Origin of the sequence: Sphingobium sp. EM0848, assembly GCF_013375555.1 — a bacterium.
Classification (GTDB): Bacteria; Pseudomonadota; Alphaproteobacteria; order Sphingomonadales; family Sphingomonadaceae; genus Sphingobium.
In genome coordinates, this window is the sequence record NZ_JABXWB010000005.1 from 117,874 (window position 1) to 130,636 (window position 12,763).

Below are 12,763 nucleotides of genomic sequence, written 5' to 3' on the forward strand. Positions count from 1 at the left end.
CTACCCTCATTCTCGTTTGTCGGGAGGCTACCGCACCGGCTTCGTGGCGAAAGGGGCGGCACGGTTTGCCTCACAGTTTGTAACAATCAGATGCGATCGGCTGCGGTTTCGGGCTAAGTCGGCATGGCTTCGCTGCCGGAACGCGACCGGAACAACGACGTGCGCCCGAATGGCGCTGCGAACAGATATTGATCGGAAACTTCCATCTGGACGCCGAAATGTTCGGCGGCGCGCCATGGCCAGCGCGGATCGTAGAGGATGGTCCGCGCCACGCCGATCAGATCAGCGTCGCCCTCACGCAATATCGCCTCCGCTTGATCGAATTCCGTGATCAGGCCCACCGCCACGACGGGTATCTGGACCGCCTGCTTCACCATACTGGCGAGAGGCACCTGATAGCCAGGCTTGACCGGGATAGTCTGGCTCGCGTGCAGACCGCCGCTGGACACGTGGATGGCGGCGCACCCCCGTGCTTCCAGCGCCAGCGCGAAGGCGATCGTGTCCTCGACCTGCCATCCGTTTGCGATCCAGTCAGTCGCCGATACGCGCATCGACACCGGTCGATCCGCGGGAAATGCGGCTCGAACCACGTCGAAAATCTCCAACGGAAAGCGCATTCGATGGGTGAGGCTGCCGCCATATTCGTCGGTGCGGCGGTTGGACAGCGGCGACAGGAACTGGTGCAGCAGATAGCCGTGCGCGCCATGGAGCTGGATGGCATCGATGCCCAGCCGAGCCGCCCGGCAAGCCGCAGCGGCGAAGGCCTTCCTGATTTCCGCCAGCTCTGAACGGTTCAGTGCGTGTGGAAGCGCCTCCCCATCATCGTAGCCAAGGGCGGAGGGGGCAACGGCCTGCCAGCCATGAGGGTGCTGCGGAGCAATCTGACGCCCGCCGGTCCACAACAGGTCTTGCGAAGCCTTGCGCCCCGCATGGCCCAGCTGGATCGCCACCGGCATGGAGGACCAGCGCCGCAGCGCGCCCAGAACCCTGCCCATCGCCGCTTCGGTGCTATCATCATAGAGGCCGGTATCAGCATAGGTGATACGGCCCTCCGGCAATACTGCTGTCGCCTCGATCGTCAGCAATCCCGCTCCTGATTGAGCAAGCTGCCCCAGATGCGTCATGTGCCAGTCGGTCATGCAGCCGTCGACCGCCGAATATTGGCACATGGGTGCGATGACAATGCGATTGGAAAGTGTCAGCCCCCCGATGGTGAGGGGCTGAAACAGCATGGGAAGTGGACGATCTTGAAGCCTATCCATCTTCGGCGCGTTCAGAGCGAGGCGTCGCCGTCGGTGCGGACGAAGCGCCTGGCATCGAAGCTGTAGGGCACCGCGCTGCTGCCCCCGTACAGTTCATGATGTGGAGAGGCTTCGGCGAAGGCGCACGCCAGCAGGAAGAGGTTGCGCACATCCTCGGGCATGTCGGTTGCGGGGTGCTGCGACAGCAGGGCCAGGATGTCGTCAAGGCGTGGCATCATAGCTTCATACAGTGCCCTGAAATCAGCGGCGCTGGCGGACCAGCGGATTTCGCTGCGTTCATTCTCGCTGGGCCTTGCCCAATGCGCGGCAAGCGGCGCAAGGTCGGTGAACGGGGCGGGAAGGAGGGGATTGGTCATCGGTCTTTTCCTCAAGCCGCGAGAAAGATGTCGAGGGTGCGCGCGGCGTGGCGGATCAGGAATTCCTGATCCATCAACTGCATTTCATCGATCGTTCCGGACATGATGCCCGCGAACGTGTCTTCCATGGTGGCGGTGTCTTCCAGCCAGGCGTTGCGGTGCAGCGCATTCACATGCTGCTGCGCCACTTGTTCCGCCGCGGTTTGCGCGGGGCGGAAATAGTTGATGCCTTCCCACAACGTCCGCCCATGGTCGAGCGGCCAGAACTGGTGCGTGAAGAAGGACATGCCCGGATAGCCGCAGCCCGACGCCAGGTGGATGATGAAGTTGGGGAAGAGATTGGGCAGCTCGAACTGGAAATCGGCCCGCCGTTCCGGGTTGATCGCCGGCGGTAGCTGATCGGGGCGCGGCCGGTGGCGTTCGGTGGTGCTGAGCATCGAGGCGAAGGCGAGCGTCGAGGGCGCCGTGTCCATGCCCGCGCCATAGATGGTGGACGAAGCGTGAGGTCCCATCAGCTTGAAGTCCGTATGATCGACGCCCTGGAAGCCCGGCAGCGATCCTGCGTGGATCGTCGGCACATGATAGCCTTCGCTGAAGGCATAATGGGCGACCTTCCAGTTGCAGTTCAGCACCGTCGAATAGCGGAAGGCGGTGGTCGATTCCGCATAGGGATAGCCGCTGAACAGCTTCCCAAAGTCCCCAAGATATTCGGTCAGCGACTGTGCCGGCTCCACATCGAAATTGATGAAGACGAACCCTTCCCAGATGTCGCAATGGATTTCGCGCAGACCAAGACATGCCGTGTCGAGCTTGCCGAACCGTTCCTTCATCGGCACCGACCGCAGCGGCCCGTCGGTGGAGAAGACCCAGCCGTGGAAGCGGCACGTCACCACATTGGCGCGCGAGCGGCCGAAGGTTTCGAAGCCGGTGGTCGGCACAACCTTGTTGCCGCGATGGGTGCAGACATTGTGGAAGGCGCGGATCTGGCCGTCCTTACCGCGCACGATCAAAACGGACGCATCGGCGACGGGCAGTTCCTTGACCTTATAGTCACCCACCTTGGGCAGTTCCCAGCTGGTGGCGACCTTCAGCCAGGTCCTCTTGAAGATCTTTTCGCGCTCCAGCTGGAATATGGCCGGGTCGCTGATGGAACGCACTGACACCGGATCAACCCCCAGTTCGTTGCGAATATCCTGCGAACTGCGGGAGATGTGGGCTAAATCCGCTGCTTTTATCCCTGTGGTCATCATTAACTCTCCGAATATTAGATCAGTGCTGCCGCGGGGTGCCCCGATGGGCGTGTCTTATGCGTCCGCGAGCGCGTCCGGCTTGGCGTTCCAGCCTCCGGGATAGTGAGAGATCAGATCGGCCTGGAGTTCGAGCGAACGGAACTGCCAGCGTTCCCCACTGTTAACCGTTGTCGCCACATAGCGACCGCCAATCCAGTAGGCCCGCCCCTGCGCCGAAGTCGCCACTTCCCACAGCATGAACTCGACCGATGCGTGGTCGCAGGTGGAAGCCAGCGTTACCTTTGGCGAAACGAGGTAATGCAGGGTCCATTTGAAACCCTGATCGGCATTTCCCGCGACGCCCTGCGCGATCCTGTCACCGCCTGAAAGCGTGTCATATTGATCGATCTTGAACGAGGCATCTTCTGTGAAAAGCGGCCGCAGCATCTCGGCGGACGGACCGGCGTCGAATGCGCGCGAAAGGTCGACGATCAGCGTATCGATAGCGCGCAACGCCTCCAGCCGTGTAATCCGCTCTTCCAATGTGCCGGGCATAGTATTCCGTCCTGGTGGAGGGGCACCGGTCGGCCGAACCCGGACCGGTGCCACATGTCTTAGAAGGTGCGGCGAGCGCTCAGGAACCATTCGCGCGGCCGTCCATAGGCGCCCTCGGTGATCCCGCCGAACGAGTCGACGTAGCCCGATCCCAGATATTTCTGCTTGGTCAGGTTCTTGACGCCGAGCGTGATCAGCCAGGTATCCGGTTCATCGCGATAGGCGATCGACGCGTTGACCAGATGATAGCCGTTCTGGATCAGCAATGGGCTGTTCACCGCATCGTTGTAGACCGTCGAACGGTAGGACCAGTCGACGCGCGGCGTGAACTTGCCTACTCCCACGACATCGATATCATAGGATGCGCCTGCACTCAGTGTCCATTTCGGCGCATTTTGCAGATGCGTGTCCTTGGTCACGCCACTGTTGAGCGCGCGAATGTCGACCTGCCGATATTTGGCGTCGAGATAGCCAAGGCCCGCCTCGAGCTTCAGTTCTTCGGTCGGGCGTGCCTGCAGTTCGAGTTCGACGCCCTTGATACGCGCCTTCGCGGCATTCTGGATGATGGGCGCGAAACCGAGGATCGGATCGTTCACGGTGATCTGCAGGTCGTCATAATCGTTGACGAACGCGGCCCCGTTTAAACGGAGGTGGCGGCCCAGCAGGTCGGACTTGAAGCCGACTTCATAGGTCGTGCTCGTTTCCGGCCGGAACGAGGGGATATTGGCGAAGGGCGGGAAGACGCGCTGAGTGAAGCCACCGCCCTTGAACCCCTGGGAGTAGGACGCATAGGTCAGGAATTCGGGCGACCAGCGATAGGAAAGGCTGGCCATCGGCGTCCAGGCGCGGTCCGTGATGGTCTTGCGCGCGCGCGGCCCCATCAGCGGGTCGCCATTCTGCAAGCCCGAGCCGTCCGGATTGAAGGGCAGGCCCGTCAGGAAGCCGGCCTCCACGACATATTGATTGCCATTGTCGAAGGTCTTCTTGTCTTCGGTCCAGCGGATGCCGCCCGTCAGGCTCAGATTGTGCACAATCTCGAACGTCGCCTGACCGAAGGCGGCAAGGCTGCGCCCATCCAGGATCGCACCGCTCAGGAAGACGGCATCGATGATATTCACCAGATCCTTGTGATTACCGCTTTCCTTGGAGTAATATCCGCCGACAACCCAATTCAACCGACTGTCGAACGCGTCACCCAGCAGCTGGAATTCCTCCGAAAACTGATCCTGTTTCCAGTCGCTCTTGGTCTGGACGATGCTGGCCGGGCTATGATCGGAATCACGGGTCCAGAAGCCCGTCACCTTGCGGTAGGCGGTGATGGATTTCGCGGTAATGCCGCCGCCCAGTTTCCATTCGACGGTGCCGGAAACGCCCCAGATATTTAGATCCGACGCCGATTCATAACGGCGCCTGCCGAAATTATTGAATGTGTCGGAAATCGTCTGGAATGTGCCGCCATGCCGGTAGGGCGCCTGGGCCCATTGGCTGTTGTAGCAGCGCGTGTCCGACAGACGCGCCGGATTGGAGAGGTTGGTGCAGATCCCGGCCGCACCGGAATAGACACCATTCCAGACTTGTGCCGCCGGTGCATTTTCATCGACCGCGAGCATGACATTGGGTGCCGATTTCTCGCGCGATCGCGTGCCGTCGACCGCAAGATTGATCGACAGGGTACTGGTGGGTTCCAGCCTCAGCGCAAAGCGACCGGCCAGCGTGTTGGTGTCGCCCAGATCCGGCGCCAGCGGCACAGTGCCTTTCACATAGCCGTCGCGCATATGATAGAAGCCCGACAGGCTGGTATAGACGCCATCGGCCAACGGAACATCGATAGACCCCTTGATCTGGACGCGGTTGAAGCTGCCCGTGGTCAGGTCAAGGCTGGCGCCAAGCTTATCGGCGGGCTTCTTCGTCACGACGCTGACGGCGCCGCCGATGGTGTTGCGGCCGAACAGCGTGCCCTGCGGTCCGCGCAATACCTCGATCCGCTCGACATTGAGGACGTCGAGAACATTGCCCACGCCGCGCGAAATATAGACGCCGTCGAGGTAAAGGCCGACGCCGGGATCGGCGGACAATTGATAGTCGTTCTGCCCGATGCCGCGGATGAAGATGGCGGCGGTGGCGTTGCTGGCGGACACCGGCACGGAGCTGTTGAACTTCACATTGGGGGTGAAGTCACCGATCTGCGTGACGTTGTCGATGCCGCGCTGCGCGAGCCCTTCGGAGGTGACGGCGGAGATCGAGATCGGCGTATCCTGCAGCGATTCCGCGCGGCGGCGGGCCGTGACGACGATTTCCTCAACGCCGCCGGGCCGGCTGGCTGCGTCTTCTGACGCTTGCTGCGCGATTGCGGATGGGCCGTGGCTCAGGCCGACCAGTGCCAGACCGGCGATCAGGGCCTGGAACGATCCGGATTGCAGCGACAAAGCACGGCGGCCGGAGGATGTGCGTTTGCAGACATGTGAATTCATAACGGCTCCCTATTTTCTGTTGATTATGTTTATCGTTGTAGTCCGCCCGCCCGGCTGCGCTTCCCGCGTCGGATCGGTTTTTGTTGCTCCTGCTACTGCTATGACGTCCGGCCTCGGACGCATGCACATAATCGAACTCAGATGCCGCCCGAGCGCTAGCCTGCTGCTGCCGAGTTGGACATCTGAGCGCGATGGAGTGCGAAGCGCGCAACAAAGCGGATCAAAGCGCTTTTCTCGCCGTCGCTCCTTTGCTGCCGCCGCAGGCTAACGGACACGGGGATGGGCTAGCAAGCCATGGCGCACGCCGACATCATTCCGTCAGCAACTCGGCCATTCGACCGTCAGCGATCGGTCGAACCTATAAGGACAGCAGTATGAACGATCCGCACCGATGGTTGAATGAGCATCCCGAACTCGGCTCGGGACCGATCCCGATCGAGCCCTATATCGCACCGGACTGGTATGAACGGGAGCGCGAGAAGATCTTCAAGAAGGTATGGCTCTGCGTAGGCCGGATGGACGAAATACCGAAGAAGGGTGACTATAAGGTCAAGCGCCTTGCTGCGGCAGACACGTCGATCATCCTGATGCGAGGCAAGGATGATGTTGTGCGCGCCCATCACAATATTTGCGCGCATCGCGGCAATACTGTCGTCACCGAAACCGGACCGGAAACTTTCGGTCGTAGCAAGGCGGCAATCGTCACCTGCCGTTTCCACGGATGGGTCTATGGCGCGGACGGTGCCCTGAAGCATGTTCCCAGTGAAGAGCGCTTCTATCAGTGCTTCGACAAGAAGCAGAACGGCCTGTCCCCGATCCATGTCGATTTCTGGGAAGGTTTCATCTTCGTCAATCTGGCGGAAACTCCCGACAACAGCCTGGCCGAGTTTCTGGGTGACTATGCCGGACATTTTGCTGGCTTCCCCTTTGCAGAACTCAGCTATCAGTTCACTTATCATACCGAGCTGGAATGCAACTGGAAGGTTGCGCACGACGCCTTTGCAGAAGCCTATCATGTCGACACCATCCACGCCGGCTCCTTCCCCAACACTTTCTCCACCGGCCTTCAGAATGTGAAGCTGATGGGACCGCACCGGACCTGCGCTGTGTGCCTGACGCTGGGCGCGACGCCCACGCCCGTTGCCGGCATCGCCAATTCGATCGCGGGCGCTTCGCTCGTCACGCAGCGCGCCGAAACGATGCTGCCGCCATCGATCAACCCCGACAAGCGGGACGATTTCGCGTTCGAACTGAGCGTGCTGTTCCCCAACACGCTCATCCACGTATCGGAAGGCATCTGGTTCACCCACCAGTTCTGGCCGATCGCCCATAACCGGACGCTCTGGGAAGGGCGCTATTATGTCCGTCCGCCCAAGACCAACGCCGAACGATGGGCGACGGAACACGCCATGACGCTTCAGCGCAACGCCTGGCTGGAGGACACGGCCACCATGGAGGACACGCAGCGGGCGATGCAGTCGCGCGCCAAGAAGGTGCAGAATTTGCAGGATGACGAAATCCTCATCCGCCACAGCACCGCCGTCGTCGATGAATATGTCAACGCCTGAGGGAGACGCGAACATGACGCAAGCTGAACTGCCCGCCGGGTTCGAAGATCTTTCCACCCGCCTCGACTGGAACCTGCCGACGGCCGACCAACGCCAGAAGAAGCGGCAAGCATCGTCCAGCGCGGAATTGCGCGCATTTTATGACCAGATGCTGGCCCGGCTTCCCGACGCGCTGGCGGAAGTCGACCGATTCCCGCTTGGCGAACTGCCCGAAAGCCATCATGCCCTCTACAATCTCGCTTTGTCACTCGCTGAAGTCGCGCCGCATATCGAGCTTTATGCTGGCTCGCCGGGCGTGCCCTATGCCTTCGAGGAAGGGCGGTTCGTCGCCGTGCATGGTGGACAGGACACCTGCCGCGGGCTGAGTCCGATGTCCGTGGCCTGACATGAACGAAACGGTTCCCCTATCGGTTGAGGAACGATTGTTCCGGATCGAGGCGCGCAACGAGATTTCCGATCTCGTTGCGCGCTACGCCCACGGCGCCGACCGCAAAAACCACCCTGCGATGATGCAGCCGCTCTTCCATGAGGAGGCCATCTGGTCGGCGGAAGGCTTTGCAACCTTTCACGGCGCTCCGGCGATCGCCGCCGGCCTGGCCGAGATTGCCGCCACGCAGGTGCTCTGGTCGATCCACTACATGATCGCGCCCTATATCGAGCTCGCAACAGACGCTCGGTCCGCGCGATGCCGTTGGTATCTCTGGGAGTTGTCCACGATGGCCGAGGGCGGTGGGCAGGAAGATCGCTGGCTGGGCGGCTGGTACGACAGCATCGCAAGATATGAGGATAATGTATGGAAATTTGCATCGGTGAAGCTGGATCTGCGTGTGCAGGGGGTGGCGACGCCGCCCTGGAGCCTCAGGAAGGCGTTCGATCAATGATCCGGTTGTGCGCGGTCGATGAACTGAACGAAGACGAGATCCTGCGGGCCGAACTGGACAACGGACACGGGATCGCGGTCTATCTGCTCGATGGCGAGATTTTCGCCACCGACGATCTGTGCACCCATGGCGAGGCATCGCTGGCGGAAGGGGAGATAGAGGACGGGAAGATCGTGTGCCCCTACCATCTGGGCAGCTTCGACATCCGTACCGGCGCGCCCTGCGCAGCGCCCTGTTCGATCGCGCTCAAGACCTACGCCGTCGAGATCGTCGACGGTGCGGTTCATATCGCGCTGTGACAGGCTTTCAGCCCTTCAGCTGCCTCAAAGTGGCTGAAGGGCGCTCGCCGAAGCGGTCGGCATAATCACGCGCAAATTTGCTCAGATGGCTGAAGCCGCAGGCGAGTGCGACATCCGTGACATTATGCCCTTCCTCAACGCCCTCCAGCAGCATCTTGCGGGCGAGCTCAAGACGGACATTCTTGAGATAGCCCATCGGCGTCACACCCCGGAAGCGCCGGAAGCCTGCGTGAAGCGAACGCGCGCTGATACCGGAAACCTCGATCATCTCGTCGAGCGAAATCGGTTCGCACGCATGACCGCGGATATATTCCTCCACGCGCCGGACATAATAGGGCGCAGGACCGGAAGGTGCGGCGTCAAACAGATCGGAATGATTGTGCGGCACGGCTGCCAGCAAAAGCCGCTTCAGTGTGTCTTCCACAGATCCGCTTGCCCGCGGATGGGTGTAGCCCGCAATTCCGTAGTCAATATCGTCACAGATCGTGCGGACGAGGTGGGCGAATGCCTGCGCTGCGCCGACCAGCGGTACGGGCCGCGTCGAAAACACCAGCTCTTCAGGATTGCCCCCCAGTTCCTGCGTCAATATGCGCTCAAGATCGGCTTTCGGGATTTTGATGGTGAAATGCTTGTAGCCTGCCTCGAATGTCTGGCTGAAATGGGCATTGGGAGCGAGCACGCACATCTGGCCCGGCGCCAGGCTGAAGCTGTCATGATCATGCCTGATGAATGACGTTCCGTTTAACGAGAATTGCACAAGGTAATTCTGTCCCATTTGGGGCACGTCGATGGAAATATGGCCAAACGGGTTGCCGTAATCCTGCGCGTTGAACGTCAGGGCCCTAAGCTGCGCCTGGTTATGGCGAAAGTCGATGGGAGGGCTGCCGCCCCGAACGGCCAGCCGGTGCGGGCAAAACATCCGGCTCATATGCGCTTCGACTTCGCCAGCGTCGGTGCTGCTGAACCTGTTCCATTGGATCAGGGGAAGAGCTTCCCCGCTCCAGAAACGGCTGGGCGCGGGAATATCCGTCAGCATGCCGGTTTCCGGCGATCATCTGTGCTGGCGGGGTTTATGGGAGGTAGGACCGAAACTGAAACATGCGCCATTGGGCACGCTCTGTCGTGCCTGTTCAAAGCCATCGCTGTCATGCAACAGATCATGTCGCTATCTCCTCGTGCCTTTCGCAAGGACGCTCTCTTTTTCTGCCTTGGTCAAGCGGTGGCTTGAAGAATGTCGCATATGCGGGGCAAGGATTGCGAAAACGGGATAGTGGCCGCGAAATTTTAAGCCCAGATTCAATGCCAGCACGTCGAAATGGCGAAACCTGCCTCGGGTAGCTGACCAGTGCCGCAAGCCGGCTGGCCGCGCCGACAGGATCTGGGAGAATCGAATTGAACGAACGAATCGCTGCGGACGTCCTTGTGATCGGTGGTGGCCATGCGGGTGCCCATCTGGCCATTTCGCTCCGGCAGAAGGACTTTTCGGGAACGATCACAATCGTGAGCGATGAGCCCACATTGCCTTATGACCGGCCCCCTTTGTCCAAAGCTTATTTGATCGGCAACATGCAGATCGACCGGCTTTTGCTGCGCGACAATGCATATTGGACGGAGCAGCAGGTGCATTTCGAACTGGGTTGCCGTGTCAGCGTACTGGATACGGAGCATAAGCAGGTCGAACTGGAGGATGGCCGGGCCATCGCTTTCCAGTGGTGCGTTCTCGCTACCGGGGGCAAGGTCCGGAGCCTCGTCTGTCCAGGATCGAAGCTTGGCGGCATTCACTATCTCCGCACCGTGGCCGACGTGGACGCGATCCGCCTCGGGCTGGAAAGTGGCGGCCGGGTGGGGATCATCGGGGCTGGCTATGTGGGGCTGGAAGTTGCCGCTGCGGCCCGTGAAATGGGCCATGAAGTGGCAGTTATCGAGGCGCAGGACAGGGTCCTCCAGCGGGTGACTTCGCCCATCGTCTCCGACTTTTTTGAGCGCCAGCATCGGGCGCGCGGGGTGGTGTTGCACCTTGGGCAGCAGGTGGCCGGTTTTGTCGGCGAAGGGCGCGTGTCAGCCGTCCGGCTTGCCTCGGGTCAGGACATCCCGGTCGATATCGCGATCGTGGGGATCGGCATCGATGCCGAGACGACGCTTGCTGAAAAGGCGGGTATCGCCTGCGACGGCGGCGTGCTGGTGGACGAATATTGCCGCACGTCGGCCGAGGCTGTTCTGGCCATCGGAGATTGCGCCCGGCATCCGAACGATTTCGCAGGCGGACTGTGGCGGCTCGAGTCCGTACAGCACGCAATGGACTCCGCGGCGATCGCGGCGGACGCCATCATGGACACGCCGACAGAATATAGAGCGCTGCCGACATTCTGGTCCGATCAGTTCGACCTGAAGCTGCAATCGGCCGGCCTGAACAAGGATGCCGACGAAATCATCGTCCGGGGTGACAGTCAGGACGGTCCATTTGCCGCCATATATCTGAAGGAAGGCCGCATCATTTCGATAGATGCGATCAACAGCCCCAAGGATTTCATGGGCGCGCGTTCGCTGATCATCAAGGGCGCCATGCCGGATCGGACGCAGCTTGCAGACATTTCCATCTCTCTGAAGAAGGTCGATTGTCGCGAAGCGCTTCGCGCGACGTGACGCCGAACATGCCGAAACCAGCTCACGCTTCTGCTGGTCGGTCCATACCCGCCGCCGTTCTGGCCCCGAAATTACTGTGATCTGGCTCATCGCGCCGTCCCTCACCGGAGCGATACCCTTCGCGCGGGCTTATTTCGTTGAAAGTGATCTGGACGGCCGCCCTTACAGCCATGATGAACGGGCGTTGGCCTATGCCCGGGCCAAGGGCGAAGTGGACGCGCGTCCATGTCGGAACCGACCAGTGCAGCCACCCTTATCAGGCCGCGCGTCTGAATATCTCGGCGATGAGCTTCGGCGCGCTCGGCGCCAATGCGATCGAGGCGCTGAACCTGGTGCGAAGATCGGCAATTTCTTTCATGACACCGGCGAAGGCGGGTTGCTTCGTTGCACCCGCTTGGGCGGCCGCCCCTTGCCACTCCATTTTTTGGGTGACAACGGCCCTTCACCTGGCCGCCATGCGCCGCGCGGTGGCGTTTGTCGATCTTCCCACTCTAATCATTGGAGGCACGCTCGACCCTACAACGCCACCCTCACATAGTGAAGCGCTCGCCAAGGCAATAACTGGGGCGGAACTCGTTATGCTCGACGCCGCTCATCTATCGAACGTCGAGCAGGCAGACGCATTCACTGAAGCCGTGACGGATTTCCTCGCATGATAGGCCCTCTGGATGTGCGCGCGCTCGTAGTAGGCGGCCAGGCCTTCACCATCCCGGACGTCGCCGACCGATCAGTTGGGAAAGACGGATTGGATTGTCGTGAAAAGATCGTCGACCGTCCGCTCGGGCGATGGATATGCTCGCTTGCTGTGCGTCAATCCGAGCTCGAGAAGGGTCTCGCAGGTCTTGTAGGCCGCCACGCCCGGGTTCACCACCGGGACGGGTAGCGCCTGCGCAAGATAAGCGTGGGATTGGTACATCGTCGTTGAACCGAGAATGATGACGTCTGCACCGTCATCCTCGATCGCGCGCTTCGCCTGCTCCTCGAGGCACCCGAAGACCAGCTCTTCCTTTCCCGATAGCAATTCCTGTGTATCCGGGCGCACGTCGATGTGGCGGATCGAGGCGACCCGATCGCTGAGATCATAGCGTTTTACCAAATCGGTCGACATGACCTTCCACGGCTCCCACATCGTCACGATCGAGAAACGCTTCCCGAGTTGTGTCGCCAGCGCGAAGGCAGACTGCGCCGCGCCGACCACGGGGATCGAGAGCCTCGACCTGAGAGCGGACAGGCCGGAGTCGCTCATGGAAAAGCTGCAGACGACGTCGCACCCATCCGCTTCCGCGCTCACGCCCGCGTCGAGAACGAAGCTGTCCGCCAGCGCCAACTCGTATGGGCTGTCGAGCAATGATGCGCCGCTGCGGGTACCACGGAATTCAATCTCCGTCCCGTCTCGGCGGAGGGTCGACGGAATCTGATCGGCAAACAGCGACAGAGCTAAGCCAGGGACCGGAACAGGCAGGATCATGCGGATGCGGGCCATGGCGTGAACTCTCAGC

The 12,763-nt window shown here is 60.9% G+C and carries 13 protein-coding genes and 1 pseudogene; 7 read left to right on the forward strand and 7 right to left on the reverse strand.

Features of this window, described 5'->3' with window-relative positions; genetic code table 11:
• Positions 1-113 precede the first annotated feature (113 nt).
• The 5 genes from HUK73_RS18800 to HUK73_RS18820 are packed head-to-tail and all read right to left on the reverse strand — an operon-like array spanning position 114 to position 5,873.
• Positions 114-1,232 (reverse strand): NADH:flavin oxidoreductase/NADH oxidase, encoded by a 1,119-nt coding sequence (locus HUK73_RS18800; RefSeq protein WP_255326429.1) that lies wholly within the window; start codon positions 1,230-1,232, stop codon positions 114-116.
• A gap of 41 nt (positions 1,233-1,273) precedes the next feature.
• On the reverse strand, positions 1,274-1,618 hold the full coding sequence (locus HUK73_RS18805; RefSeq protein WP_176593413.1) for a hypothetical protein: 345 nt from the start codon (positions 1,616-1,618) through the stop codon (positions 1,274-1,276).
• An 11-nt stretch (positions 1,619-1,629) separates the two neighbouring features.
• Positions 1,630-2,868 (reverse strand): aromatic ring-hydroxylating dioxygenase subunit alpha, encoded by a 1,239-nt coding sequence (locus HUK73_RS18810; RefSeq protein WP_255326430.1) that lies wholly within the window; start codon positions 2,866-2,868, stop codon positions 1,630-1,632.
• A gap of 54 nt (positions 2,869-2,922) precedes the next feature.
• Positions 2,923-3,402, reverse strand: coding sequence for a nuclear transport factor 2 family protein (locus HUK73_RS18815; protein ID WP_176593414.1), 480 nt, complete (start codon positions 3,400-3,402; stop codon positions 2,923-2,925).
• Between the two features lie 59 nt (positions 3,403-3,461).
• Positions 3,462-5,873 carry a TonB-dependent receptor gene (locus HUK73_RS18820; protein WP_176593415.1) on the reverse strand — a complete coding sequence of 804 codons (2,412 nt, stop codon included), beginning with the start codon at positions 5,871-5,873 and terminating at the stop codon, positions 3,462-3,464.
• Positions 5,874-6,247: 374 nt separating this feature from the next.
• Here HUK73_RS18820 and HUK73_RS18825 point away from each other — a divergent pair, with 374 nt between their 5' ends.
• From HUK73_RS18825 to HUK73_RS18840, 4 genes are read left to right on the forward strand one after another with little or no spacing between them, the layout of a single operon-like run.
• Positions 6,248-7,441 (forward strand): aromatic ring-hydroxylating dioxygenase subunit alpha, encoded by a 1,194-nt coding sequence (locus HUK73_RS18825; protein WP_176593416.1) that lies wholly within the window; start codon positions 6,248-6,250, stop codon positions 7,439-7,441.
• A 13-nt stretch (positions 7,442-7,454) separates the two neighbouring features.
• Positions 7,455-7,826 (forward strand): hypothetical protein, encoded by a 372-nt coding sequence (locus HUK73_RS18830; RefSeq protein ID WP_176593417.1) that lies wholly within the window; start codon positions 7,455-7,457, stop codon positions 7,824-7,826.
• Between the two features lies 1 nt (position 7,827).
• The gene (locus HUK73_RS18835; protein ID WP_176593418.1) at positions 7,828-8,322 is read left to right on the forward strand and encodes a nuclear transport factor 2 family protein; all 495 of its coding nucleotides are present in this window, start codon (positions 7,828-7,830) and stop codon (positions 8,320-8,322) included.
• The gene (locus HUK73_RS18840; protein ID WP_176593419.1) at positions 8,319-8,621 is read left to right on the forward strand and encodes a non-heme iron oxygenase ferredoxin subunit; all 303 of its coding nucleotides are present in this window, start codon (positions 8,319-8,321) and stop codon (positions 8,619-8,621) included. The genes HUK73_RS18835 and HUK73_RS18840 overlap by 4 nt, the downstream gene beginning before the upstream one ends.
• Positions 8,622-8,628: 7 nt before the next feature.
• Here the strand turns inward: HUK73_RS18840 and HUK73_RS18845 are convergent, their stop codons facing one another.
• The gene (locus tag HUK73_RS18845) at positions 8,629-9,657 is read right to left on the reverse strand and encodes an AraC family transcriptional regulator (protein WP_176593420.1); all 1,029 of its coding nucleotides are present in this window, start codon (positions 9,655-9,657) and stop codon (positions 8,629-8,631) included.
• A 356-nt stretch (positions 9,658-10,013) separates the two neighbouring features.
• Here HUK73_RS18845 and HUK73_RS18850 point away from each other — a divergent pair, with 356 nt between their 5' ends.
• The 3 genes and pseudogenes from HUK73_RS18850 to HUK73_RS18860 all read left to right on the forward strand — a co-directional run bounded on the left by HUK73_RS18850 (position 10,014) and on the right by HUK73_RS18860 (position 11,920).
• Positions 10,014-11,264, forward strand: coding sequence for an NAD(P)/FAD-dependent oxidoreductase (locus HUK73_RS18850; protein WP_176593421.1), 1,251 nt, complete (start codon positions 10,014-10,016; stop codon positions 11,262-11,264).
• 70 nt (positions 11,265-11,334) lie between these two features.
• A pseudogene (locus HUK73_RS18855) lies at positions 11,335-11,643 on the forward strand (glutamate synthase-related protein); the annotation flags it as partial.
• A 76-nt stretch (positions 11,644-11,719) separates the two neighbouring features.
• A complete protein-coding gene (locus tag HUK73_RS18860) occupies positions 11,720-11,920 on the forward strand; it encodes an alpha/beta hydrolase (RefSeq protein WP_255326431.1) in 201 nt (66 codons plus the stop codon).
• A gap of 71 nt (positions 11,921-11,991) precedes the next feature.
• Here HUK73_RS18860 and HUK73_RS18865 read toward each other — a convergent pair whose 3' ends face one another.
• Complete coding sequence (locus HUK73_RS18865; RefSeq protein ID WP_176593423.1) at positions 11,992-12,747, reverse strand: aspartate/glutamate racemase family protein; 756 nt, start codon at positions 12,745-12,747, stop codon at positions 11,992-11,994.
• Positions 12,748-12,763 lie beyond the last annotated feature (16 nt).